General features: G+C 71.8%; 20 protein-coding genes. 15 read left to right on the top strand and 5 right to left on the bottom strand.

The window, feature by feature from the left end; all coding sequences use genetic code 11:
- Positions 1-2,690 (bottom strand): amino acid adenylation domain-containing protein (locus tag ACFZDL_RS28880; RefSeq protein WP_391192799.1); only part of this gene is annotated, 2,690 nt, incomplete at its 3' end.
- Between the two features lie 723 nt (positions 2,691-3,413).
- Between ACFZDL_RS28880 and ACFZDL_RS28875 the strand changes: the two genes are divergently transcribed.
- Both ACFZDL_RS28875 and ACFZDL_RS28870 read left to right on the top strand, forming a co-directional pair.
- Positions 3,414-4,118: a class I SAM-dependent methyltransferase gene (locus tag ACFZDL_RS28875; protein WP_353591754.1), complete on the top strand. Its 705-nt coding sequence runs from the start codon at positions 3,414-3,416 to the stop codon at positions 4,116-4,118.
- Positions 4,119-4,128: 10 nt separating this feature from the next.
- On the top strand, positions 4,129-5,361 hold the full coding sequence (locus tag ACFZDL_RS28870; RefSeq protein WP_353591755.1) for a cytochrome P450: 1,233 nt from the start codon (positions 4,129-4,131) through the stop codon (positions 5,359-5,361).
- A gap of 16 nt (positions 5,362-5,377) precedes the next feature.
- On the opposite strand, the gene ACFZDL_RS28865 is transcribed toward ACFZDL_RS28870, so the two are convergent.
- Both ACFZDL_RS28865 and ACFZDL_RS28860 read right to left on the bottom strand, forming a co-directional pair.
- On the bottom strand, positions 5,378-6,685 hold the full coding sequence (locus ACFZDL_RS28865; RefSeq protein ID WP_353591756.1) for a condensation domain-containing protein: 1,308 nt from the start codon (positions 6,683-6,685) through the stop codon (positions 5,378-5,380).
- Positions 6,686-6,705: 20 nt separating this feature from the next.
- Complete coding sequence (locus ACFZDL_RS28860; protein WP_353591757.1) at positions 6,706-7,014, bottom strand: acyl carrier protein; 309 nt, start codon at positions 7,012-7,014, stop codon at positions 6,706-6,708.
- A 96-nt stretch (positions 7,015-7,110) separates the two neighbouring features.
- Between ACFZDL_RS28860 and ACFZDL_RS28855 the strand changes: the two genes are divergently transcribed.
- From ACFZDL_RS28855 to ACFZDL_RS28830, 6 genes are all read left to right on the top strand, one after another.
- Positions 7,111-8,241: an acyl-CoA dehydrogenase family protein gene (locus tag ACFZDL_RS28855; RefSeq protein ID WP_353591758.1), complete on the top strand. Its 1,131-nt coding sequence runs from the start codon at positions 7,111-7,113 to the stop codon at positions 8,239-8,241.
- Positions 8,241-9,770, top strand: coding sequence for an amino acid adenylation domain-containing protein (locus ACFZDL_RS28850; RefSeq protein ID WP_353591759.1), 1,530 nt, complete (start codon positions 8,241-8,243; stop codon positions 9,768-9,770). The genes ACFZDL_RS28855 and ACFZDL_RS28850 overlap by 1 nt, the downstream gene beginning before the upstream one ends.
- Positions 9,771-9,820: 50 nt before the next feature.
- The gene (locus tag ACFZDL_RS28845) at positions 9,821-10,498 is read left to right on the top strand and encodes a uracil-DNA glycosylase (protein WP_353591760.1); all 678 of its coding nucleotides are present in this window, start codon (positions 9,821-9,823) and stop codon (positions 10,496-10,498) included.
- Positions 10,499-10,537: 39 nt separating this feature from the next.
- Positions 10,538-11,371: a phospholipid scramblase-related protein gene (locus ACFZDL_RS28840; protein ID WP_353591761.1), complete on the top strand. Its 834-nt coding sequence runs from the start codon at positions 10,538-10,540 to the stop codon at positions 11,369-11,371.
- Between the two features lie 3 nt (positions 11,372-11,374).
- Positions 11,375-12,475, top strand: coding sequence for a BadF/BadG/BcrA/BcrD ATPase family protein (locus ACFZDL_RS28835; protein ID WP_353591762.1), 1,101 nt, complete (start codon positions 11,375-11,377; stop codon positions 12,473-12,475).
- 140 nt (positions 12,476-12,615) lie between these two features.
- A complete protein-coding gene (locus ACFZDL_RS28830) occupies positions 12,616-13,593 on the top strand; it encodes a hypothetical protein (RefSeq protein WP_353591763.1) in 978 nt (325 codons plus the stop codon).
- A 70-nt stretch (positions 13,594-13,663) separates the two neighbouring features.
- Here the strand turns inward: ACFZDL_RS28830 and ACFZDL_RS28825 are convergent, their stop codons facing one another.
- Positions 13,664-14,734 (bottom strand): lactonase family protein, encoded by a 1,071-nt coding sequence (locus ACFZDL_RS28825; protein WP_353591764.1) that lies wholly within the window; start codon positions 14,732-14,734, stop codon positions 13,664-13,666.
- Positions 14,735-14,823: 89 nt separating this feature from the next.
- Complete coding sequence (locus ACFZDL_RS28820) at positions 14,824-16,347, bottom strand: FUSC family protein (protein WP_353591915.1); 1,524 nt, start codon at positions 16,345-16,347, stop codon at positions 14,824-14,826.
- Between the two features lie 243 nt (positions 16,348-16,590).
- Here ACFZDL_RS28820 and ACFZDL_RS28815 point away from each other — a divergent pair, with 243 nt between their 5' ends.
- The 7 genes from ACFZDL_RS28815 (at position 16,591) to ACFZDL_RS28785 (ending at position 25,859) form a co-directional block, all read left to right on the top strand.
- Entirely contained in the window at positions 16,591-17,130 is a 540-nt protein-coding gene (locus ACFZDL_RS28815; RefSeq protein WP_353591765.1) for an Lrp/AsnC family transcriptional regulator, read from the top strand.
- 26 nt (positions 17,131-17,156) lie between these two features.
- The gene (locus tag ACFZDL_RS28810; RefSeq protein ID WP_353591766.1) at positions 17,157-17,900 is read left to right on the top strand and encodes an HAD family phosphatase; all 744 of its coding nucleotides are present in this window, start codon (positions 17,157-17,159) and stop codon (positions 17,898-17,900) included.
- A gap of 76 nt (positions 17,901-17,976) precedes the next feature.
- Positions 17,977-18,909, top strand: coding sequence for a serine hydrolase (locus ACFZDL_RS28805; RefSeq protein ID WP_353591767.1), 933 nt, complete (start codon positions 17,977-17,979; stop codon positions 18,907-18,909).
- A 315-nt stretch (positions 18,910-19,224) separates the two neighbouring features.
- On the top strand, positions 19,225-21,123 hold the full coding sequence (locus tag ACFZDL_RS28800; protein WP_353591768.1) for a serine/threonine-protein kinase: 1,899 nt from the start codon (positions 19,225-19,227) through the stop codon (positions 21,121-21,123).
- A 78-nt stretch (positions 21,124-21,201) separates the two neighbouring features.
- On the top strand, positions 21,202-21,984 hold the full coding sequence (locus ACFZDL_RS28795) for an FHA domain-containing protein (RefSeq protein ID WP_353591769.1): 783 nt from the start codon (positions 21,202-21,204) through the stop codon (positions 21,982-21,984).
- 152 nt (positions 21,985-22,136) lie between these two features.
- Positions 22,137-23,549 carry a family 2B encapsulin nanocompartment shell protein gene (locus tag ACFZDL_RS28790; protein WP_353591770.1) on the top strand — a complete coding sequence of 471 codons (1,413 nt, stop codon included), beginning with the start codon at positions 22,137-22,139 and terminating at the stop codon, positions 23,547-23,549.
- Between the two features lie 63 nt (positions 23,550-23,612).
- Positions 23,613-25,859, top strand: a complete 2,247-nt coding sequence (locus ACFZDL_RS28785; protein WP_353591771.1) for a germacradienol/geosmin synthase — start codon at positions 23,613-23,615, stop codon at positions 25,857-25,859.
- Positions 25,860-25,912: the final 53 nt, after the last annotated feature.

Here is a 25,912-nt window from a genome sequence, read left to right as displayed (position 1 = left end):
TCCTCACACGCAGCCGCAGCCTCCAGATCCGGCACCACATACGCCGCCAGCCGCTGATCACCAGGGACGTCCTCACGGACCAGCGCCACCGCCTGCCGCACCCCGTCAACACCCGTCAGCAACGCCTCGATCTCACCCGGCTCAATACGGAACCCACGGACCTTCACCTGCTCATCCGCACGCCCCACGAACTCCAGCTGGCCATCCGCACGCCACCGCGCCAGATCACCGGTCCGGTACATCCGCACACCCGGCTCGAACGGACACGCCACAAACCGCTCGGCGGTCAGCCCCGCCCGGCCCGCATAGCCACGCGCCAGCCCGGCGCCCGAGGCATACAGCTCCCCCACCACACCGGCGGGCACCGGCCGCAACGCCTCATCCAGCACATAGGCCCGGGTGTTGGTCACCGGACGGCCAATCGGCACCACACCGTCGTCCGACAGCGCATCACTCATCGACACACAGACGGTCGACTCCGTCGGACCATACGCGTTCACCACCCGACGCCCCCGCGACCACCGGGCCACCAGCTCCGGCGGCGCCGCCTCGCCGGCCAGCACCACACACTCCAGCGACGGCAGTGACGCCTCCGCCCCCGCAGGCACCCCACCCAACACCGACGGCGGCAACGTCACATGCGTCACCCCCTGCTCCCCCAACACATCCCGCAACACCTCACCCACCAGACGACCACCCTCAGGCACCACCAGCGCGGCACCCGAGCCGAACGCCATCACCAACTCCCAGAACGCCGCATCAAAACTCGGCGACGCGAACTGCAACACCCGACTTCCCGCACCCACGCCCAACCCCGCAGCCTGCGCATGGGCCAGGCTCGCCACACCCCGGTGCGACACCACCACACCCTTGGGCACACCGGTGGAACCCGACGTGTAGATGACATACGCCGGGTGCTCCGGCTCCACACCGACCCCCGGGTCGGTGTCCGGGAACCCGGACACATCCCGCCCCAGCACCGCCTCGTCCAGCACCAGCACCGGCCGCGCATCCGCCAGCATGAACGCACGCCGCTCCGCCGGATACCCCGGATCGACCGGTAGATACGCGCCCCCCGCCTTCAACACGGCAAGAACCGCCACCACCAGATCCACCGAACGCGGCAACTCCACCGCAACCAACCGCTCGGGCCCCACCCCCTCACCGATCAGCCAACGCGCCAACCGGTTCGCCCGGGCGTTCACCTCCCCATACGACAGGGCCTCCCCACCACGCACCAGCGCGGTCGCATCGGGAGCCCGCCGCACCCGCGCCTCCAACAACCCGGCCAGGGTCTCCGGCGGCACCTCGACGGCCGTGTCGTTCCAGCTCGTCAACAGCTGCCGTCGCTCGGCCTCCGCCAGCAGCTCCACCCCACCGATCCGCACCGACGGATCCGCCACCACCTGCTCCAACAACCGCACCCACCGCGCCAGCACACCCTCAACCGACGCACGGTCGAACAACTCGGTCGAGTACTCGACCAGCGCCTCGATGCCCGCTGGGCGCTGCGTCTTGTCGTGGTGTTCGGTGAGGGAGAGGAGCACATCGAAGCGGGACGTGCCGGAGCTCAGGACCTCCGCCTCCACCTGGAGGCCGGGGAGCTGGAACTCCTCGGTAGCGGCGTTCTGGAGGACGAGGGCGACCTGGAACAGCGGGTGGTGCGCGGTCGACCGCCGGGGGTTGAGCAGTTCCACCAGGCGTTCGAACGGCACGTCCTGGTGTTCGTACGCCTCAAGGCTGGCGGCGCGCACCCGTCGGAGCAGGTCCGTGAAGGCCGGGGAGTCGGAGGTGTCCGTACGCAGCACGAACATGTTGACGAAGAAGCCGATGAGGTCGTCCAGCCCCTCGTCGGTACGGCCCGCCACACCACTGCCCAGCGCGATGTCCGTGCCCGCCCCGAGGCGCGTCAGCAGCGCCGCCATACCGGCCTGCAACACCATGAACACCGTCGTGTTCGTACGGCGGGCGAGCTCGACCAGCCGCCCGTGCAGCTCCGCGTCCAGCTCGTACGCGAAGGAGGCACCCTCGTACGAGGCGACCGCGGGGCGAGGCCGGTCGGCGGGGAAGGTCACCTGCTCCGGCAGGTTCGCCAACCTGTCCATCCAGTAGGCGACCTGCTGGGAGAAGACGCTGTCCGGGTCGGACTCCTCGCCGAGCAGTTCCCGCTGCCACAGCGTGTAGTCGACGTACTGGACAGGCAGCTCGTCCCACTGCGGGGAGCGGCGCTCGACCCGCGCGGTGTACGCCTCGACCACATCACGCGCGAGGGGGGCCATCGACCAGCCGTCACCGGCGATGTGATGCATCAGCAGCATCAGTACGGACTCGTCCGGATGGATCTGGAACAGCCAGGCACGGATCGGCACTTCGGACGAGAGGTCGAAGGTGTGGCGGGCGGCCGCCTCCAGGGCGCCGGGGAGATCGGCCTCGGCGACCGCCCGGCTCTCCCATCTGAAGTCGACCTGCTCCGTGTCCAGCACCAGCTGGTGGGGCTCGCCGTCCGCTTCGGGGAAGACCGTGCGCAGGGACTCATGGCGTGCCATCACATCGCCGATGGCAGCCTGGAGCGCCGCCGCGTTCACATCGCCCTTCAGCCGCAGCGTCAGCGGCATGTTGTACGTGGCCGAAGGGCCCTCGAGCTTGTGCAGAAACCACAACCGACGCTGCGCAAAGGACAACGGGATCACGATCTGATTCCTTCTTCCTGCCCAGCACCGGTCGAGGCAAAGGCATGGGTAATCGTCTGGCCAAGTCGTCGAAAAAGAGTCCTTGCACACGCCGGCTGTCCAGCCGCCTTGAGGCGCACCTGTCCCAAGGAATGTCACACCGGAATGGTCCGGCCGCGCTTACGCGGAGGGGCCGGCGATTTTCAGAGAAGACAGGGCAGCCAGGGGCGACAGGGCAGCCGTCGACAGGGCAGCGCCGAGCGCCCGCACATGCCGAATCCGACGCACCAACATGGTCGTCGACCTGGTTCAGCCATCATCACAAACTCCCCCGTGAGTTGATGCTCGGCTCGAAAGCGCCTGGCACTCTGTGCCCGCTTGAGATCTGCGGTACTGACGGCGGCGACTTGTTAAGACCGGAAGGCCACCACCACAGCGCGAAGAGGGTCCCCTCCCTAGCGCGCTTCCAGATCTACTACGCGAGTCAATCAGCTGAGCCGGAACGCGTCAAGGCGTTACGGCGCGGCCTAACGGGACGGCCCTCACGGGATCAACACACACGCGTGATTAGGATGTGACCTAGGTCATATACCCGGGTCGGGGCAATCGCCTAACGTGGCCAAGCCTTGTGCACTGAAGGCCTGCTGACGGGCCATCATCTGCTCACACCGTGTCCGCTCGCCGCAGCCGTCCCGGTGCCGCATTACCGCATCCCGCCCGACCACGAGGGGCACGCACGCTTTCATGCCAGAAAACAATATTCGGCGCAGTGCGCTTGATTCGCTGGAATCGCAGCAGCGATTCGACACCGTCCTGGCCGAGATCGACGACCTCGATGGATTCGACACGGCATACGGCGTGGAGACGAGCCGGCCCGTGGAGCCCTGGGAGATCCGGGAAGCGGACGACACCACTCTGGTGAACAACTCACGTTACTCGCCCACGCCGGTCCGGACGATTCGGCTGGTCATCTCGGCGGCCGGGGTCCGGTACGAGGACATGTCGTTCGTCGACTTCGGTTGCGGAAAGGGCCGGGTGCTGTTCGTGGCCGCCGATTTCCCGTTCAGGCGGGTCATCGGTGTTGAATTCTCGAGCGAGCTCTGTGAAATAGCGCGGAAAAACGCCGCGAGCTATTCCGCGAAGGTATCGAACGAGCGCCCCATCGACGTCGTCTGCCGGGACGCCCGGGATTTTGAAATCCCCGACGACGCGGGCTTCTTCTACTTCTACGAGCCGTTCTCCGCCGCCGTCACCGAGCGGGTGCTCGACAATATCGAGGCGTCCCTCGCCCGGGCCCCGCGCGCCGTGGTGCTGTGTCTGGTGGGGACGGCCCTCGTGCCCGTCCTGGACGGGCGCGGCTCGTGGTCGCGGCTGGGCGGGACGCTCGCTTCCCCTGACGACGCGTACTTCGAAGCCCGGCTCTATACGAACCCACGGGACCTGAGGTGAGTCACCGCCCATGGCCAGTCTCCGCACACTCGACGCCGACGCCCTCGACACCCTGGACCTGACGGACCCGCGCACCCACGCCGAACACGACCTCACCGAGGTCTGGCGGCGGCTGCGCAAGGAACAGCCCTTCCACCGGCACCGTCCGGTGGCCGGCTCGGACGGGTTCTGGGTGGTCACCCGGCACGCGGATGTGTCCGACCTCTACCGTGACACCAGGCGTTTCACGTCGGAGAAGGGCAATGTCCTCACCACGCTGCTGCTGGGCGGGGACTCCGCCGCGGGCATGATGGCCGCGGTCACCGACGGTCCGCGCCACAGCGATCTGCGCACGATCCTGCTCAAGGCGTTCTCGCCACGGGTGCTGACGGGTGTCGTGGAGAACATCCAGGCTGCCACCCGGAAACTGCTGCTGGACGCCGTGGCCCGCGAGGAGTGCGACTTCGCCAAGGACGTCGCCGCGCACATCCCGCTCAACGCCATCTGTGACCTGATGGGCGTGGCCGAGGAGGACCGCCCGTTCGTGCTGGAGTGCACCGAGGCGGCCCTGGGCTCCGACGGGGCGGTGCCGTCCCCCGCGGTCGCGTGGCAGGCGCGCAACGACATCCTCGCCTACTTCGAGAAGCTGGCCGTCGAGCGCCGGAGGAACCCCGGCACGGACGCGGTGAGCGTCCTGGCCACCGGCACCCTCGAAGGCAGGCCGCTCACCATGGACGAGATCGTCGTCAACTGCTACAGCCTGATCCTGGGAGGTGACGAGACCAGCCGGCTCTCGATGACAGGCGCCGTGCTGGCGTTCATGGAACACCCCGACCAGTGGGCCGCGCTGAAGTCCGGTGAGGTCAGTATCGCCACGGCGGTGGAGGAGGTCCTGCGCTGGACGACCCCCGCGATCCACTTCGGGCGCTCGGCCCTTGAGGACGTACCGGTCGGTGACGAGGGCCAGGTGATCCGGGCCGGTGAGATCGTCACCCTGTGGAACGGCTCGGCCAACATGGACGAGGAGGTTTTCGCGGAGCCCGGGCGCTTCGATCTGGCGCGGACGCCGAACAAGCACATCGCCTTCGGTTACGGCCCCCACTTCTGCCTGGGCGCCTATCTCGGGCGGGCGGAGATCGCCGCCATGCTGACCGCGCTGCGCGACATCGTGGCCACCGTGGAGCCCAACGGCGAGCCGCGCCGGGTCTACTCCAACCTGCTGTGCGGTGTGAGCAGCCTGCCGGTGGCCATGACGGCGGAGTGACCGCTCGCTACCGGACCTACCGGACCTCCAGGGGGAGGGCGCCGATCGGCCGCTCGGCGCCCTCCTCGGAGCAGGATCGGAGGAGAGCCACGAAACGCGCGAGGTGGTCGGCCAGCTCGGCGGGGCTGTGCAGTTCGGCGTTGCCGTCGAAGTCGATCCGCAGGCCACTGCCGTCGAGGCGGTCGTAGACGTTGACGGAAAGGTCCTCCACCGGACCGGCGCACAGGTTGTGGGTCCGTGCCTGGCAACCGGCGTAGTCGAAGCTGTAGTTGAACGCCATGATGTTGACGTCGACGCCGAACTGGCGGCGGCCGTCGGGGAAGTCGGGCAGTTCGCGCAGCAGCCGCTCGTGCGGATAGCGCTGGTGCTCCCTGGCCAGCTCGACCTCTCGGGCGGTCCGGTCGATCACGGTGCCCAGGGGCGTGTCCGGGTCGAGGCGCAGCCGTAGCGGTACGGAGTTGGTGAGCATCGAGGGGATGCGCCGCAGCAGCGGGTTGAGGCGACCGCTCACCGGCAGGCCGAGGACCACGTCCTGGGACTGGGTGGCGCGGTGGAGGTAGACGGCGACCGCCGCGATGACGACCTCGGGCCAGGTCACCTCGAGTCGGCGGGCCAGTGCGCGGAGGCGGTCGACCTCCTCGGCGGTCAGCTGGTGGCCGGCGCGTACGAACCGGCGGGTGGCGGTCGGCTTCCACTCCACCAGGCTGACGGGCCCCGGCAGGCCGGCGAGGCGGTCCAGCCAGAACCGGCGGTCTGTCTCGTAGTCCTCGGAGGACTGGTAACGGGCGTCGTCCTCGACGACATGCCGCAGGGACGCGGGCGGCAGGGGCTGCCGGGGGCGCCCGGTGACCAGTTCGGTGTAAACGTCGGCGACCCGCGACGCGATGAGCGAAAGCGCGAATCCGTCGATCGCGACATGGTGCACGGCGCGATACCAGTAAAAAAGCTCCGGCCCGATCCTGAACAGCGCCGACGAGAAAACCGGGCCCTTGGCCGTATCGAATTCCCGGGCCAGGTCCCCGGCCATCCATTTCCGGGCCGCGGCCTCCGGATCGGGTTCGTCCGCGACATCGAAACGGTGCATGGACCATTCGACGGAATCGTCGATGAACTGACCGAGCCCTGCCTCGTCGATCTCGAATCTGGTGCGCAGCGCCTCGGTTTCCGCGACGACTTCGCGGACCGCTTTCTCGAAAAGTTCCGGGTGCAGTGCCCCGCGTATTTCACAGTACTCGGCTATGTTGAACGACCGGTCGTCCGAGTCGAGCTGTTGCGCGACCCACACACTGGTCTGGGCGGCGGACAGCGCCAACCGTTCCCCCATGGCGAACCCCCTTGACCAGGTCAGTTGGGTCCGCCGACCGACTGGTCGACAGGGTCGGCGGACTCACCGGCGGACTCGGAGCCGGCGCGCAGTTCGACGATGAAGTCACAGATGCTCTGGAGGTTCCGGAAACGCGCGCCCAGGTTGATTCCGCTGGGGATGGTGATTTCGTAGCGGACTTCCAGATGAGTGGTGAGCCGTGCTAGCGTCAGCGAGTCGAGAATTCCCCACTCCAGCAACGGAGTATCCGATTCAACGGTCCCCTGCCCCTTGAGTCCTTTGTCCTCGATGAACGCCTTGATATCGTTGAATATCTCGATATCCTTCATGTGCTCCCCCGTGCCCCACCGCTTATTCACTTCTGGACCGACTCAACATACTGATCGCGCATGGCACGCGTCAAGGACCGTCGGAGGGTAGGACTCATGGATTTTCGATGGGATGCAGGGCTTCAGGACGAGTACGACCGGATCGTCGCCGCGTTAGGGGAGTGGACCTGGCCCGCCGATGACGAGTTCTACACCAGGGAGCAGTGGCGCCGGATCGCCTCGCTCGGGCTGCTCGGGCTGTCGATACCCCGCAAGTACGGCGGCGCCGAGTACGGCGCCCTGGAGACCGCCCGTCTCGTCGACGCCTTCGGCCGGGGCGCGCGGGACCTGGGGCTGGTCTTCGCCGCGTCCGCGCACACCTTCGCCTGTGCGATGCCCCTCGCCGAGTACGCCGAGGACGCCCTGCGGGAGCGGGTGCTGCCGAAGCTGTGCGGCGGGGAGTGGATCGCCGGGAACGCGATCTCGGAGGCCGAGGCGGGCTCCGATGTGAACGCCATGCGCACCAGGGCGGTTCGCGACGGCGGCCACTATGTGCTGAGCGGCACGAAGTCCTTCGTCAGCAACGGCCCGGTGGCCGATGTCTTCGTCGTGTACGCGGTCACCGAACCGTCGCTGGGGCACCTGGGCATCAGCGCCTTCCTGGTCGAGCGCGACACCCCGGGCCTGAGGGCCGGCGAGCCGATGAGGAAGTCCAGCCTGCGCAGCTGCCCGGCCGGGCAGCTGGTCCTCGACGAGTGCCGCGTACCCGCCGACCATCTGATCGGTCCGGAGGGCAACGGAGCCGCGATCTTCCAGCGCTCCATGCAGTGGGAGCGCACCTGTCTGCTCTCCGCGTACAACGGACAGACGGCGCGGCTGCTGGAGCAGTGTGTCGAACACGCCTCCACCCGGCGGCAGTTCAAGCGGCCGCTGGCGGACAACCAGGCGGTCTCGCACCGGCTCGCCGATGCCCGGGTCCGGCTGGAGGCGGCGCGGCTGCTGCTCTGGCAGGCCTGCTGGAAGCTGGACCGGCAGGAGCGCGCGGTTCTCGACGTCAGCATGGCCAAGCTCGCGATCAGCGAGAACGCGGTGCAGACCGCGCTGGAGGCCGTCCACCTCTTCGGCGGCGCGGGCATCCTGGAGGACACGGGAGTGGCGAGCATGCTGCGCGACGCGCTGCCCTCGACCGTCTTCTCCGGCACATCGGAGATGCAGCGCGAGATCATGGCGCGGGAGATGGGCCTGTGATGCTGCACCAGCTGGTGGTGGAATCCGCCCGGCGCACCCCCGACGCCCTCGCCGTCGCGGGGCCGGACGGCGTGCTGACCTACGGCCGGCTCAGCGGCTGGGCCGACCGGATCGCCCTCGAACTCGCGGCGCTCGGGGTGCGCCCGGGCGACCGGGTGGCGATCTGGCTCGACAAGTCGGCGGCGGCCGTGGCCGCGATGCAGGCCGTACTGCGGCTCGGCGCCGCCTACGTCCCGCTCGACCCGCAGGCGCCGCCGCGCCGCGCCGCGTCGCTGGTGGCCGACTGTGCCCCCACCGCGCTGGTCGCTCCCCCCGAACGGGCCAAGTCCCTGGGCGAGTTCGGCGACGCGCCGCCGCTGCTGGACTCCTGGCCCGGCGGCACGCCCTGGCAGCGGGTGCCGGAGACCGGCCCCGGGCCGGCCGGCCCGCCGCCGGCCGCACCCGCCCGCACCGAGGGCGACCTCGCGTACATCCTCTACACCTCCGGCTCCACCGGCGACCCCAAGGGTGTCTGCCTCAGCCACCGCAATGCGCTCGCGTTCGTGGACTGGGCCGCCGCCGAGCTGCGGGCGAGCGGGGCGGACCGGTTCGCCAACCACGCGCCGCTGCACTTCGACCTCTCGGTGCTCGATCTCTACGCGGCCTTCGCGGTCGGCGCCTCGGTGCACCTGGTGCCGCAGGAGACGGCGTACGCCCCGCGCGAGCTCGTCCGCTTCCTGGCCGAGCGGGAGATCACCGTCTGGTACTCGGTGCCGGCGGCGCTGCTGCTCATGATGCGCCACGGAGAGCTGCTGGAGACCCCGCTGCCGGCGCTGGGCACGGTGCTGTTCGCGGGCGAGGCGTTTCCCGTGGACCCGCTGCGGCGGCTGCGGGCCCACCTGCCGCACGCCAGGTTCCTCAACCTCTACGGGCCGACCGAGACCAACGTCTGCACCTCCTACGAGGTCGACGCGATCGACCCGGAGCGGACCCTGCCGGTGCCCATCGGCCGGATGTGCTCCGGCGACACGGTCACCGCCGTCCGGTCGGACGGCGAACCCGCCGGGCCGGGCGAGGAGGGCGAGCTGGTGGTGTCCGGGCCGACGGTCATGCTCGGCTACTGGGGCCGGCCGCCGCTGGCCGGCGGCAGCTACCCGACCGGCGACATCGCGCTGGTGCTGGAGGACGGCGGCTTCCAGTACGTCGGCCGGCGCGACTCCATGGTCAAGGTGCGCGGGCACCGGATCGAGCTCGGCGAGATCGAGGCGGTGCTGCAGAGCCATGACGCGGTGGCCGAGGCCGCCGCCGTGGTGGTCGGGCACAGCATCGACGCGGCCCTGGTGGCCTTCCTGGTACGCGCCGGCGACCGCGACCCCACCCTGCTGGACCTCAAGCGCCACTGCGCGCAGCGGCTGCCGCGGCATTCGATCGTCGACGTCGTGCACACCCTCCCGGAACTGCCGCGCACCGCCAACGGGAAGGTGGACCGCCGGGCGCTGGCGCAGCTCGCACAGGACCGTTCGACCGCCGACGGGGCGGTGCGGCCCTGATCGGGAGAGCGGGCACACCGGCACGCGCCGGGCCACTAGAGTGACGCGACGTGGCTGCACGACCCTTGAACGAAATCGTAGAAGCAGGCTGGGCCAAGGCCCTTGAGCCGGTCGAAGGACGCATCGCCGCGATGGGCGACTTCCTGCGGGCCGAGATAGCGGCGGGGCGCACCTATCTGCCGGCCGGACAGAATGTGCTGCGCGCGTTTCAGCAGCCCTTCGACGAGGTGCGCGTCCTGATCGTCGGTCAGGACCCGTATCCGACGCCCGGCCACGCCGTGGGGCTGAGCTTCTCGGTGGCCCCCGAGGTGCGCCCGCTGCCCGGCAGCCTGGAGAACATCTACCGCGAGCTGCACACCGACCTCGGCCTGCCGCGCCCGTCCAACGGCGATCTGACCCCGTGGACCGCGCAGGGGGTGCTGCTGCTCAACAAGGCGCTGACCACCGCGCCGCGCCGGCCCGCCGCACACCGCGGCAAGGGCTGGGAGGAGGTCACCGAGCAGGCCATCCGGGCGCTGGCCGCACGCGGCCGCCCGCTGGTGTCCATCCTGTGGGGCCGCGACGCCCGGAACGTACGGCCGCTGCTCGGCAGCCTGCCCGCCATCGAATCCGCGCACCCCTCCCCCATGTCCGCCGACCGCGGCTTCTTCGGCTCGCGTCCGTTCAGCCGGGCCAATGAGCTGCTCGTACAGCAAGGGGCCCAGCCGGTGGACTGGCGCCTTCCCTGACCGCTTCCGTCCTGGTGAGCGGCAGGTAGTCTGCCCGCCATGACGACACATCCGAACACCCCTGCGGGCTGGTACGCCGACCCGCAGGGCACTCCCAACCAGCTGCGCTGGTGGGACGGCGCGAAGTGGACCGAGCACACCCACCCGGGCCAGCCGGGCCAGCCGGGCCAGCAGGGGCAGGTCCCGCAGCAGCAGGCGCCGGTCGCCGACCCGGCGAGGATCCAGCGGCAGGTGCAGCAGCAGGCGGGCGTCGCCCCGGTCCACGCCGGCGGCGGCACGCTGTTCAGCGAGCCGGTGCTGGTGGTGAACCAGAAGGCCAAGCTGATCGAGCTCACCAACGAGTACAGCGTCTTCGACCAGCACGGACGCACCATCGGGTCGGTGGTCCAGGTCGGCCAGAGCACCCTCAAGAAGGTGGCTCGGTTCGTCTCGAGCCTCGACCAGTTCATGACCCACAAGCTCGAGATCCGCGATGCCCAGGGGCAGCCGCATCTGGTGCTGACCCGCCCGGCGAAGTTCATCAAGTCCAAGGTGCTGGTGACGCGTCCGGACGGGCAGCCGGTCGGCGAGATCGTGCAGCAGAACGCCATCGGCAAGATCAACTTCGCCATTCAGGTCAACGGCCAGCAGATCGGCGCCATCAAGGCGGAGAACTGGCGGGCCTGGAACTTCGCCATCGTCGACCACACCGACACCGAGATCGCCCGGATCACCAAGACCTGGGAAGGTCTGGCGAAGACGATGTTCACCACCGCGGACAACTACGTCCTGCAGATCCACCGCCAGCTGCCCGACCCGCTGCTGAGCCTCGTCGTGGCCACCGCACTGACCGTGGACACGGCGCTCAAGCAGGATGCGCGCGGGTTCGGCTGAACGGTGGGCGACTGTGCGGAGCAGGGATTCGTACTCGGCATCGACTCCGGCGGCTCCGGCGTGCGCGTCGCGCTCGCCCGCGCCGATGCCCCGTACGGGGGTGCCGATGCCCCGTACGACGGAGGCGGGGACAGCGGCGAGGAGCGGCACGGCGGTCGCGGCGACGGCCCGGCGAACGGCCTGAGCTGGTCCTCGCCCACACCCGCCGTGGTCGGCGACCGGGGCATCGACGCGGACAGCCTGCTCACCCGGGTGCTCCCCGCCGCCCGTGCGCTGCTGCGCGAGGCCGGGGCGGACCGGGTGGCGGCGGTGTGCGTCGGCGCCGCGGGCATGGCCTCGCTCGGCGACGATCTGCGCGCCAAGCTGCCGGAAGCGCTCGCGAGTTCGCTCGGCACCCGGCGGCTGGCCCTGGCGGCCGACGGGGTGACCGCCTACGCCGGTGCCCTCGGCCAGCGGCCCGGGGCGGTGGTCGCGGCCGGCACGGGCCTGATCGCGCTGGGCGCCCTGCCGGGCGGCACTGCGGGCGCGGGCGGCGGCTGGCGCCGTGCCGACGGCTGGGGCCATCTCCTCGGCGACTGCGGCGGCGGGGCCTGGATCGGCCGTGCCGGACTCGAAGCGGCGATGCGCGCGTACGACGGGCGCGAGGGCGGCTCACAGCCGCTGCTGACCCGCCTGGAAGCGGTCTTCGGCCCGGCGGGCGAGCTGCCGGGGAAGCTTTATCCGCGCCCCGACCGGCCCGCCGTGCTCGCCTCGTTCGCGCCCGAGGTCGGGCGGTGCGCGGAGCTGGACCCGGTCGCGGCCGGGATTCTGCGGGACGCCGCACAGCACATCGCCCAGGCCGCGGAGGCGGCCTGCCCGGATGTCGAGGGGCGTGTGGTGGCACTCACCGGCGGCCTCTTCCGCATGGGCGCCCCCCTGCTCGTACCGCTGCGCGCCCAGTTGGCCGAGCGGCTGCCGAACGCCCGGGTGACCGAGGCGACCGGGGACCCGCTGACCGGCGCGGTGCGCATCGCCGCGGCGCTCGCCACGGACTCACTGCGCCTGCCGCTGGACGCGGCGCTGTTGCGCGTCATGGACGTCGGCCCGCTCGCGCGGGAGTCTTGAGCCTGCCACCGCCCGTCGTCAAGGCGGACAGCGGTAAAGCAAACAGTGTCGAACGACACGGCTCGGCAAATGGGGACAGAAGACCCCGCGTCGCACCCTCCCGAACAGCCGATCACAACAAGCGGCTAACATGCGGCGCCATGAGCTCCCCCACTGGGCCCGCGTCCGGCCTGCCTGTACGAATGCCGCGTCCCCGACAGCCCGGACGGCACCGCCGGCCGGAGCCCGTGGCCGCCCCTGTCGGCGCCCCTCCGCTGGTACTGGCCGTCCCGGGCTCCCCTGACGACGCCACCCGGAGCCTGGCCGAGGAGGTCGTGAGCATCGCCCGCTCCGAGCTGCCCGGCCTCGACGCCCAGATCGGGTACGTGGACGGGGACGGCGCCGACGAGGGCTTCCCGGCGCTGGAGGCCGTGCTCACCCGCGCCGCCCAGGAGCGCGGCGAGCGCGCCCGCCGGGCCGCCGCGGCGGCCAAGGCCGAAGCGGAGGCGCTGGGCGAGGAGGGCGCGGCCGAGGCGCCCGCCACCGAGCCGGTCGTCACGGACGAGACCGCCTCCGCCGTCGTCGTGCCGCTGCTCGCCGGGCCGGACAACGCGCTGCTGCGCCGGATACGCCAGGCCGTCAAGCACAGCGGCTCCGCCGCCGAACTCACCGACGTCCTCGGCCCGCACCCGCTCCTCGCCGAGGCCCTGCACGTACGCCTCTCGGAGGCGGGCCTCGCCCGCGCCGACCGCGCCCGCCTCTTCACGGTCGCCACCGCCGCGGACGGGATCATCCTGGCCACGGTCGGCGGCGCCGAAGCGGCCCAGGCCGGCGGCATCACCGGCATGCTGCTCTCCGCGCGCCTGGCCATCCCGGTCATGGCCGCCGCGCTGGACGAGGACGGAGCCGTCGTCCGCGTCGCCGAGCAACTGCGCTCGGCGGGCTCCTCCCGCCTCGCCCTCGCCCCCTACCTCATCGGCCCCGAGGTCGCGGCCGACCTCCCCGCGGCCGCCGCCGAAGAGGCGGAGTGCGCGGCGGCGGAACCGCTCGGCGCCTACCCGGCCGTGGGCAAGCTGGTCCTGGCGAAGTACGCGACGGTTCTGGGCATCAAGCTCCAGCCCAACCCGGCCTTGCGCTGACGCCGCGCCGAGCCTCCGTACGGGGCGAGCCGGCCCCGCCACCGGGGCCGCCGCCCCGCCCCCGTACCGGTCAGGCGAAGATCACGCACGAGGCCGCCCGCACGGCGAGTGAGCCCATGCGGGTCGGTACGCCCGATGACGGGTCGATCCGGAACCAGGTCACGTCGCCTGAGCGCTCGTTCGTGGCGTAGAGGTGGCGGCCCGAGGGGGCGAGGGTCAGGTCGCGGGGCCAGTGGCCGCCGCAGGGGGTGGTGGTGACCAGCGTCATCGTGTCGCCGGACGCGTCGAGCGCGAGGGTCGCGACGCTGTCGTGGCCGCGGTTGGCGACCCATGCGAAGCGGCCGTTTGCCGAGACGACGATCTCGGAGGGGAAGTCGGGGGCGTCCGTGCCGCTCGGCAGGACCCGCACCTCGCCGAGCGCGTCGAGGGTGCCGGACGCCGCGTCCCAACGGCACACCGTGACCGTCGGGTCCAGCTCGTTGATGACGTAGGCGCGCTCGCCGCGGGGGTGGAAGGCGAGGTGGCGCGGGCCGCTGCCGGGGCGCAGCCGGGCCTCACCGTGGGCCCGCAGGGGCGCCTCCCGCGCATCCCCCAGGTCTCCCGTGCCCACTGCGTACACCCACACCGAGTCCGTCCCCAGGTCCACCGCCAGCACCCAGCGCCCCGACGGGTCCGGCACGACGGCGTGGGCGTGCGGTCCCTCCTGGCGGGTGGTGTCGGGGCCGCTGCCCTCGTGGCGCAGCACCGCCGACGGCTCGGCGAGCGCGCCGCCGTCCCGGACCGGGAGCGCGGTGACGCTCCCGGAGCCGTAGTTGGCGGTGAGGAGGTGCCCGGCGGCGAGCGCGAGGTGCGTCGGGGCGGCGCCGTGCACCGGTACGGGGGTGCCCAGCGGGGCGGGCGGCCGGGTGGGGTCGGCGACGCGGAAGGCGGCTGCCGCGCCGGCGTCGGTCTCGCTCACCGCGTAGAGGGTTTCGCCGCCGGGGGCGAGCGCGAGGTAGGAGGGGTTGGGCACGGCGTCCGTGCTGTGCAGGGCGCTCAGCGCGCCCGTCTCCGCGTCGACGGACGCGACCGTGACGCCGGCGCCGCCCTCCGAGGTGAACGACCCGATGTACGCCCGCTGTCCACTGCCTGTGGTGCTCACCGCACTGCCCTTCCGACGACTTCACCGTTGCGGGCCGACGGTAACGCACCGGTCTAGACCAGCCTTCGTATCCGCGCCGTTCGCGCGCGTCACGCCCCCGCGAGCGGCGCCCGCGTCCCACCGCACAGCGGTGCCGCGAGGCCGGCGAGCGCCGCCTCCAGGCCGTGGAGGTGGGCGAGGGCGCGCTCCGCGCCCGGGTGGGGGTGCGGCTCGGCGCCCGGGACGGCGGGCACGGCGGCGGGGCGGGCGGCCGGGTTCACCAGGCGCCCCACCGCGGCCTCGACCCGCAGACAGGCGGCGGTCAGCCGGGCGTCGTGGGAGGCGTCCGGGTCGGCTGCGACCTCGGCGAGCCCGCGTACCTGCCGGGCGCAGTCGTCGAGGGCCACCATGACCTGCCGGGCCCGGGACTTGCGGGCGCGCAGCGGGCTGAGGGGGTGCAGCAGCGGGGCGATCGACATCCGCAGCCGGACCAGCACCGCTTCGAGTTCGGCCACCCGGGGCGCGGGGTCGGCGGCCGGGTCGCCCGCGAGCCGGCGCGCGGACTCTGCGGCGCACTCCCGTACGCAGTGCAGGGCGCGCCTGATCCAGGCGTCGGTCGCGGCGTGCGTGGTGACGGGCAGGACGGCCGTGACGGCGAGGGCGGCGCCGAGGGCGCCGATGAGGGTCTGCTCCAGGCGCAGCGCGAGCAGCCCCGGGTGGAGTACCCCGAGGAGCCCGTACAGCAGTCCGGCCATCAGCGTGACGAAGAACATCATCCAGCTGTAGGAGAGCGGCGCGGCGTAGAAGATGCCGAAGACGCAGCCGGCGACGAGGACGGCTGTGGGCGCGGGCGCGCCGTGCAGCGGCACGGCGATCAGCAGCCCGGCCGCGACGCCGCACACCGTGCCCAGGATCCGGCGGAAGCCGCGGACGAGGGTTTCGCCGCGCGAGGCGGTGTTGACGAAGATCCACCAGGCGGTGCCGACGGCCCAGTACCAGCGTTCTCCGGAGACGGCCTGCCCGACGGCGAGCGCGAAACCGCAGGCGGCGACCGCCTGGACGGCCTGCCGGGTGGCGGGGTGGACAGGCCCCCGCCCGGCCGGGCCCGGCATGGGTGCCGCCGCGGCGGCGGCGGCCGGCAGGGCGCGGCGCTCGACGCGCCACAGGCCGAACCGCACGGCCGCCGCCACGGCCAGGGCGAGCAGCACCGCGGCGGACAGCCGCACCAGCTCGCCCGGCACCGCGTGCAGGAACTGGGCGGCGAAGAACATCATGAAGGCGAAGATGCCGAGCGCGTTGCCCCGCGCCCCCCGGCGCCGGGCGGCGACCCCGCAGAAGACGACCGCGAGGAGGGCCGCGTCACGCGCGAGCGGCCGCCCGTCCACCGCGGTGGCCAGGGCGAGCACCGGCAGACCGGCCGCCGGGAGCAGCGCGGTGGTGACCGCCTGCCCCCGCACGGTGGGGTCGGCGACGGTGAACAGGGCGAGCAGCGCCGCGAGCCCGCCCGCGATCGCGGCGGACAGCGGCAGGCCCGCTTCCCCGACGGCGGCCACGGCCAGGCCGATGCCGAGGACGGCGCGCGCCGAGGTGCGCAGCCGCAGCCGCCCCGGGTCCGCGGCCACGGACACCCCCATGAACACCCTCTTCAGCACCGCTTCCCCGCTCCCTATTCGGCGCCCGCGCGTGAAAAAGGCGCCGCGGGATCCGCAGCGCCATTGATGTCCTCATCACAGCACGACCGGGCCCCTGGCTCAAGACGAGCGGAAATCACTGGGCCATTGGCACAGCGCTGGGCGGTGTCGGCGGTCCGGAGGCGGGCCAATGGCGCCCTGGCGTACAGTCACGGTGCAGCACAGCCGAAGGAAGGACTTCCGCCGATGGCGGCAGCGGTGGACGCGCTGGACGCGAAGATCCTGCGGCTGCTCCTGGAGCAGCCGCGCACCAGCGTGCGCGAGTACGCCCGCGTCCTGGGCGTCGCGCGCGGTACCGTACAGGCGCGCCTTGACCGCCTGGAGCGCGACGGGGTGATCACCGCGTACGGGCCGAGCGTGTCCCCGGCCGCCCTCGGCCATCCGGTGCTCGCCTTCGTCCACATCGAGGTCACCCAGGGCCACCTGGACGACGTCGGCGACGCGCTCGCCGAGGTGCCCGAGATCATCGAGGCGTTCTCGATCACCGGCGCCGGGGATCTGCTGACCCGGGTCGTGGCGCGGTCCAACGAGCATCTGGAGGACGTCGTCCAGCGGCTCATCCAGCTGCCGGGCGTGGTCCGCACCCGCACCGAGATGGCGCTGCGCGAGCGGGTGGCCCACCGGGTGCTGCCGCTGGTCGAGGCGGTGGGGCGGGCGGCTGCGACCGGGCGGGACCGGGCCGCGGCCGGGCAGGGCCGGGCGGCGGGAGCCCGCCGGGAGGCCTGATCGCCCCGCTTGGCATGCTGGTGCCCATGACGTCCCGCCCCACGCCACCCGCCTCCCACGGCTCCCGCGCCCCCGCGGTCCTCTTCGACCTGGACGGCACGCTCGTGGACAGCGAGCCGCACTACTACGAGGCGGGGCGGCTGACTCTCGAGCGGTACGGGGTCACCGGCTTCACCTGGGAGCAGCACTCCCGTTTCATCGGGATCGGCACCCGCGAGACCCTGGAGACCCTGCGCGCCGAGTACGGCATCGACGCGCCCGTGGACGAGCTGCTGGCCGTCAAGAACCGCCACTACCTGGAGCTGGTCCGCACCTCCGCCATCGCCTTCCCCGGCATGCGCGCGTTCGTGGAGCGGCTGCACACCGCCGGGCACCCCCTGGCCGTCGCGTCCGGGTCCTCCCGTGCCGCGATCGAGGCCACCCTGGAGGCCACCGGGCTGGGCTCCCTGCTGACCGTGCGCGTCTCGGCCGAGGACGTCGGCCGCGGAAAGCCGGAGCCGGACGTCTTCCTGGAGGCCGCGCGCCTGCTGGGCGCCGCCCCGGCCGACTGTGTGGTGGTGGAGGACTCCGGGCCCGGGGTCGAGGCGGCGCGCCGGGCCCAGATGCGCTGTATCGCGGTGCCCTACGCGCCGGACAGCCGGACGCCCGACGGCGACGCGGACGAGGGGGAGGGCGTCGCTCCGTTCGCCTCGGCCGGGCTGGTCTTCGCGGGCGGCCAGCGGGAGTTCGACGCACAAGCCGCCTACGCCTGGATCGCACAATCGAACTGACGCCCCGATTTCCGTCCCTCCGTCACCCGATGGAATGATGCGCTCGCCCGCGTAATTCCTAGGAAATGGAGGGCATATGAGGAGATTAGGGGGAACCGCGGTGCGGCGCTGGGGAGCAGCCGTCATCGCATCCACGGCCGCCATGTCGGTCGCGCTGCCCGTATCGAGCGCCCAGGCCGCCGGCGGACCGTCGGGGATCAGCGCCAAGGGCGCGTATCTGCTGGACAACAGCGCCAACAGGCAGCTGTGGGCCAAGTCGGCCGACACCAAGCGCCCGATGGCGAGCACCACGAAGCTCATGACCGCCATGGTGGTGCTCGACAGCCGGGGGCTGAACCTCAGCAAGAAGGTCACCGTCAAGCAGTCGTACATCGACTACGTCGCCCGGGTCGGCGGCAGCAAGGCGGACCTGAAGAAGGGCGACAAGCTCACCGTCAAGCAGCTGCTGTACGGTCTGATGCTGCCGTCCGGCTGCGACGCGGCCATGGCGCTCGCCGACACGTTCGGCACGGGTGACACCACGGCCAAGCGCACCAAGTCGTTCATCTCGCAGATGAACAAGAAGGCGTCCGCGCTGGGGATGACCAAGACCCACTACGACACCTTCGACGGCATCTCGTACGGGGGGCAGAACTACACCACGCCCCGCGACATGGCCAAGCTCGCCCGGCACGCGCTCGGCAACGCCACCCTCGCCACGGTCGTCAAGTCCGTCGACACCGTTCAGAAGGCGCCGGCGGCCAACGGCAGGACCAGGACGTACTCCTGGAACAACACCAACCGGCTGCTGGGTTCGTACAGCGGCGCGATCGGCATCAAGACGGGCACCGGTACCGCGCCCGGCAGGTGTCTGGTCTTCGCCGCCAAGCGCAACGGGCGCACGGTGGTGGGCGTGATCCTCAACGCTCCGAAGCGGTACCCGGACGCCAAGAAGATGCTCGACTGGGCGTTCAACACCCGCACCTCGGTGAAGTGGCGCCAGCTCCCCGAGGGCGCGCAGCAGGACTGATCCTCGAAGTCCCGTGGCGCGCGGCGCCCCGCCCGGACCGGTTCCGGGCGGGGCGCCGCTCCGTTCGCCCGCCGTCCCGTGCCGGGACCGGTCCCCAGCCGGCCTGGCTACCGTGACCGGCATTGCGGAACGACGGCGAGGGTGACGGGCGGGGGACGCGGTCCGCAGGGGTGGCCGCGTCCCCCGCCTCCATATGTGCGGGGGTTTCGTGAGTGCGGCCGAAACGCTGCGTGCCCCCGTCCCCTCACGCAGTAAGTTCGGTGCGCGCGCCCAGTCGTGGCGCGATCCGGTTCCTGTGTGGGGGGAGTGTCTCTGGTGCGCCCGGGTGGGAAGGTCGGCAAGTACCGGCTCACAAAGGGGCCCGTCAACGGAGGCAGAGGGGCGGTTTGGTTCGCCGTCGACACCGAGCTGGGCCGGCCCGTCGTACTCAAGCGGACCCTGGCCGCGGACAACAGCCGGGCCGCCTTCGACGAACTGCTGGCGGAGGCCCGCGCGCTGGCGAGGTTCAGCCACCCCCACGTGGTCACCCTCTACGGCGCCGAGCGCGCCGGCCGGGGGCCGAGGGCCACCTTCTGGCTGGTGATGGAGCATGTGACCGGAGGCAGCCTCGACGGTTCTGCCCGGCTGCCCGCGAAGCTCGCGGCCCACATCGGCGCCCAGATCGCGAACGCGCTGGCGGCGCTGCACAGCAAGGGCATCGTGCACTGCGACGTCAAGCCGCACAATGTCGTGATCACCGAGGACGGGGTCGCCAAACTGGCCGACTTCGGCGCCGCGTACCGCATCGACGCCAGCACGACGAACACGCCGAGCGGCCCGTTCAGCCTCACCCCCGCCTATGCCGCCCCCGAGGCCTTCCGGGGCGCGCCCGAGCGGGCGTCGGACCTGTTCTCGCTCGGCGCCACCGTCTGCGCGCTGGTCACGGGCGAGCCGCCGCCGCGCGGCCCCCGGCGGGCCGTCCGGACCGAGGCGCTGGGTGATCTGGTGGAGGACGGGCCCCTGCGCGATGTGCTCACCGCGCTGCTCCAGCGCGATCCGGGGCGACGGCCCGGCGCGGCGGAGGCACAGCGGGCGCTGCGGGAGGTCGCGGGGCCGGTGGAACTGCTCCCGGAGGTGTCCTTCGACCAGGTGACCACGTCGTATCCGCCTCCCGAGGAGCCCAGTGCGCCCGATGAGGGCGGTGCGGCGGGGGCGGTCCGGCTGCCGTCCCCGCTGCGCAGCCGCCCCCTGCTCACCGGGGGTGCGGCGGCCACGGCCGTGGTGATCGCCGCGGTGGCGGTGGTGCTGGGGCTGAACGACGGGGGCGCGGGCGGCCCCTCGGCCCACGCCGAGGAGTCGCCGACCGCCACCCCGACCGCCACGGCGACCGGCGGCTTCGGCCTCGGGGACCCCCGTACGGTCGATCCGTGCGCGCTGCTGAGCACCGGCTCGTTCGAGCGGTTCGGACACGAGTCCCGACTGGACCCGCGGTACGGCAATTACGACCGCTGCGATGCCGTGCTGAGCTCGGACGACGACGAGATCGTGGATGTGACGGTGGACCTCGACACCGAGGATCCGCCGAGCACCGCGGGAGCGCGGACTTCGGGCAAGGTGCACGTCGTCGCGGAGCCCGCCGAGAGCGAGTGGTGCGGTCGTACGCTCGTGCTGTCGGGAGTGCGCGACACCGTCATCAGGGTCGCGGCGAAGCTGACCGACGACGCCGAGGCACCGCTGTGCGACATCGCCGACGCCGCCGTCGAGCACGCGGTCACGGTGCTCAACCGGGGCGAGGTCCCCCGCCGCTCACCGAAGCTCCCGTCCGACTCGCTGGCCCAGCAGGACGCCTGCGGGCTGCTCGACGCCCGGGCGCTGGAGGTCGTCCCGGGCATCGACGCCGGCGACCCCGACCTCGGTTTCGGCCGGTGGACCTGCGACTGGGAGAGCACCACCAACCACATGACGGTGCGGCTGGTGTTCGACCAGGGCATCCTGTCGCCCCCGCACAACGCCCGGTTCACCGAGCTCGCCGGACGCGACACCGTCGTGATGCCGGAGTACGAGGGCGACGGCAGCTGCACCGTCGATGTGTTCTACCACCCCCATCAGAGCCATGACGACGGGCCGACCGAGCGGATGCGCCTGGTGGTCGACGGGGCTGGGGCCCGGAACCGGCCCTGCGGGACGGCGACCGAGCTCGCCCGCTCGGCCGCCGCCGGGCTGCCGACCGCCTGACCCGCGCCCGGGCGGGAGGGGTCCCGCCGCCGGTGGGGCACAGTGTCCCCGGCACGGCACGACTCAAGGAGGCCAGCGATGCACAGCCACCGCCCCGAGACCCTGGCGCGCGGCGTCGAACCCGCCCGGCCGGGCACGCTCCACGCGCGCTCGGTGATCGCCGACATCAGCGTCCCGCCGGTGCCCGGCCGTGTCGTCCGGTTCGGGCGCGGCGGGCGGCCCGATGTGGATCTGTCCGTCGCGGAGGGCGATCTGCGGGTGAGCCGCCGCCATGGCGAGCTGACGTACCGCGGGGGCAAGTGGTGGCTGCGGAACACCGGGCAGCAGCTGGTCCGGCTGCCGCGCGGCCGGATGATGCACTCGAGTTCGGGCCCGATCCCCCTGGAGACGGGGTACACACCGCTGTTCGTCAGGGGTTCGGGCTACCGTGAGCACCTGGTCGAGCTGTATGTGACGGACCATGACGAGCGGGGCGGCGGGGCGCGGCAGGACGACGCCACCCTGCCGCCCAAGCGGTGGCCGCTCGACGACGAGGAGCGGCTGCTGCTGGTCGTGCTCGGCCAGCACTATCTGCTGTACGAGGAGTGCCCGCGGCCCCTGTCGTACCGGCAGGCGGCCATGGAACTGGCCTATGTGTGCGGTGAGGGCGTGTGGGGCGAGCGCCGGATCGAGCGCAAGGTGGGGGCGGTGCGCCGGCGGATCGAGCGCGGCGGGGACTTCCCGTACTCGGTGCTGCGCGAGGACGACGGGGCGGGGCCGAGCGACCACAATCTGCTGCACAATCTGCTGCGCGGGCTCGTCGAGTCGACGACCCTGGTGCCGCCGGATCTCGAACTGCTGGACGGCGATTTCGACGGCTGAGGACGTTGATCCTTAAACCCGGACAATGCCACGATCATTCGATCTGATGAGTCATCTCCGCCGTCCGTGTCCGGGTCGTTCAACGCCCCCTAGCGTGCTGGGTGTTCGCCCCTCAATCCCCGCTTTCCCCGCATGCAAAGGAGACACGGCTGATGTCGGTAGACGCGGCCAGCGAAGCGCAGCCGGAGCGGCAGGAGCAGCTCAGCCTCGGCACCGCCGCCGCACGCAACCTCGCCACGACCACCAAGTCCGTTCCGCAGATGCAGGGGATCACCTCCCGCTGGCTGCTCAAGGTGCTCCCCTGGGTGCAGACCGACGGCGGGGTGTACCGGGTCAACCGGCGCCTCACCTACACCGTCGGGGACGGCCGCATCGAGTTCGTGAAGACCGGTTCGCGGGTGCAGGTCATTCCGCGTGAGCTCGGGGAGCTCGCGGTGTTGCGCGGCTTCGAGGACGTGGGCGTGCTGACGGCGCTCGCGGACCGCTTCGTCCAGCGCGACTTCGAGGCCGGCGAGGTGCTGGCGGAGGAGGGCACCGCGGCCGACCACATCTACCTGATCGCGCACGGCAAGGTCGTCAAGACCGGCAGCGGCCCGTACGGCGAGCCGACCCGCCTCGGCATGCTGGGCGACGGCGACCGGTTCGGTGAGCAGAGCCTGCTCAGCACCGACTCGACCTGGGAGTACACCGCCAAGGCCGTCACCGCCGGCACCCTGCTCGCGCTGCCACGGCGGGAGTTCACCGCGGTCCTGGAGGGCTCGCCCGCCCTGCGGACGCATGTCGAGGAGTTCGCGGCCCTCCCCCGGCAGCGGCAGAACGCGCGCGGCGAGGCGGAGATCGCGGTGGCCTCCGGCCACGCCGGCGAGGTCGACCTGCCCGGCACCTTCGTCGACTACGAGCTCCGTCCGCGCGAGTACGAGCTGAGCGTCGCCCAGACCGTGCTGCGGGTGCACACCCGGGTGGCGGACCTCTACAACAAGCCGATGAACCAGACCGAGCAGCAGCTGCGGCTGACCATCGAGGCCCTGCGCGAGCGGCAGGAACACGAGATGATCAACAACCGTGAGTTCGGCCTGCTGCACAACGCCGAGTACTCCCAGCGGATCCAGACCCACTCCGGCCCGCCGACCCCGGACGACCTGGACGAACTGCTCAGCCGCCGCCGCGGCTCCCGGTACTTCTTCGCCCATCCGCGCACCATCGCCGCCATCGGCCGCGAGCTGAACTCGCGCGGGCTGTACCCCGACCACGTCGACCTGAACGGAAACAAGGTGCCCGCCTGGCGCGGGGTGCCCATCCTGCCCTGCAACAAGATCCCCATCACCAAGGAGCGCACCAGCTCCATCATCGTCATGCGTACCGGAGAGGACGACCAGGGCGTCATCGGGCTGCACCAGACGGGGCTGCCCGACGAGTACGAGCCCGGTCTGTCCGTGCGGTTCATGGGCATCGACGAGAAGGCGCTGATCTCCTACCTCGTCACGGCGTACTACTCCGCGGCCGTCCTGGTGCCGGACGCGCTCGGCGTCCTGGAGAACGTCGAGATCTCCCACGGACGCGACTGAGCGGCCCCTGACCCGCTCGGCCGTCCGTCCCGAACACGACGAGAGGTGAGGTGAGAGGCGCGGATGTCACAGCCCTTCGAGCTGCCGGACTTCTACGAGCCGTATCCGGCCCGGCTGAATCCCCATCTGGCGGCAGCCCGGGAACACTCCAAGCGGTGGGCCCGCGAGATGGAGATGATCGAGGGGTCGGGCGTCTGGGACGAGGCCGACTTCGACTCCCATGACTACGCCCTGCTCTGCGCCTACACCCACCCGGACGCGCCGGCCGAGGTGCTGGCCACGGTGACCGACTGGTACGTCTGGGTGTTCTTCTTCGACGACCACTTCCTGGAGAGCTTCAAGCGCAGTCAGGACATGGCCGGCGCCAAGGCCTATCTCGACCGGCTGCGGGCGTTCATGCCGGTGCACGCCGACGGTGCGGGCGGCCGGGCGTGCGCCGAGCCGGGAAACGCGGTGGAGCGGGGCCTTGCCGACCTGTGGGCCCGTACGACACCGGCCATGTCCGGCGGCTGGCGCCGGCGGTTCGCCGAGGCCACCCGCCATCTGCTCGAAGAGAGCATGTGGGAGCTGTCCAACATCCGCGAGGGCCGGGTCGCGAACCCCCTGGAGTACATCGAGATGCGCCGCAAGGTCGGCGGCGCCCCCTGGTCCGCCGGGCTCGTGGAGTACGCGGCCGGCGCCGAGGTGCCCGAGTCCGTGGCGGCGAGCCGTCCGCTGCTGGTGCTCCGGGACGCCTTCGCCGATGCCGTGCATCTGCGCAACGACCTGTTCTCCTATCAGCGCGAGGTCGAGGACGAGGGGGAGCTCTCCAATGGCGTGCTGGTCTTCGAGCGGTTCCTCGGCTGCGGCACCCAGGCGGCCGCCGAGGCCGTCAACGATCTGATCACCTCACGGCTGCAGCAGTTCGAGCACACCGTGTTCACCGAGCTGCCCGCGCTGTTCGCGGAGACCGGCCTGGACCCTCGGTCCCGCGCGGACGTCCTGACCTACGCCAAGGGGCTGCAGGACTGGCAGTCGGGCGGGCACGAGTGGCACATGCGCTCCAGCCGCTATATGAACGGCGGCGGGGCCGGCGACCCCGGTGGCCCGGTGCCGGGCGGCCCGCTGGGCCTGGGCACCTCGGCGGCCCGTATCGCCACCTCGCTGGCGGCCACCCTGCCCTTCCGGCTGCGGAGCCATGCGCATCCGCCGCGCCGGGTGGTCGGGCCGGTGCGGATTCCGGATCTCCGTATGCCCTACCCGGCGCGGCTGAGCCCTCATCTGGACCGCTCCCGGAAGCACATCGTGGAGTGGGGGCGGCGGGCGGGCATGCTGGACGTGCCGCCCGGCCTCCCCGGCTTCGGCGTCTGGGACGAGCACAAGCTGAGGGCCTTCGACTTCGCGCTGGCCGCCGCCGGGGTCCATCCGGACGCCACCCCCGAGGAGCTGGATCTGACCACGGGCTGGCTGACCTGGGGGACGTACGCGGACGACTACTACCCCGTGGTTTTCGGGCGCGCCTTCGACCTGGTCGGCGCCCGGGTGTGCAATGAGCGGCTGTCGGCCTTCATGCCGGTGGACTCCACCGCCGTCCCCACCCCGGTGAACCCGCTGGAGCGGGGCCTGGCCGACCTCTGGTCGCGTACGGCGGGGCCGATGACGGTGGACGCCCGCCGCGCCTTCCGCGCCGCCGTCGAGGAGATGACCGGCAGCTGGATCTGGGAGCTGACGGGCGAGATGGAGCATCGCGTCCCCGATCCGGTCGACTACATCGAGATGCGCCGCAAGACCTTCGGGGCGGCCTTGACCATGGCGCTGTCGGGGCTGTCCCACGGCCGGACGCTCCCGGCCGAGGTGTACCGGGCCCGGCCGGTCCAGGCCATGGAGCACGCGGTCGGGGACTACGCGGGGCTGCAGAACGACCTCCACTCCTTCCGGAAGGAGGTCGAGTTCTCGGGCGAGATCCACAACGGTGTGCTGGTCGTCCAGAACTTCTTCGGCTGCGGCACCCCTGAGGCCCTGCGCATCGTCGCCGACCTGGTCAACTCCCGGATGCGCGAGTTCGAGCGGATCGTCTCCACCGAACTGCCCGCGATGGCCGAGGACCTGGCGCTCGACGACACGGTCCGGGCCACGCTCGACGGTTACGCGCGCGAGCTGCGGAACTACATGTCCGGGGTCCTCCTCTGGCACCGCCGGACCCTCCGCTATGCGGAGTCCGAGCTGCGCCGCCCCGTGGGCCTGCCGCCGCGCACCTCGTACGGCCCCACGGGCCTGGGCACGGCGGCCGCCCGCCTCTCCGCGGCGCTCGGCGGCCCCCGGGCGACGTAGCCGCCCGGCCCCGATAGCCTGGGAAGATCCGAGGTCTCGTCTGCCTGACAACC

It is taken from the genome of Streptomyces sp. NPDC007917 (genome assembly GCF_042959105.1).
Lineage (GTDB): Bacteria > Actinomycetota > Actinomycetes > Streptomycetales > Streptomycetaceae > Streptomyces.
This window is presented reverse-complemented; position numbering and strand designations above follow the sequence as displayed.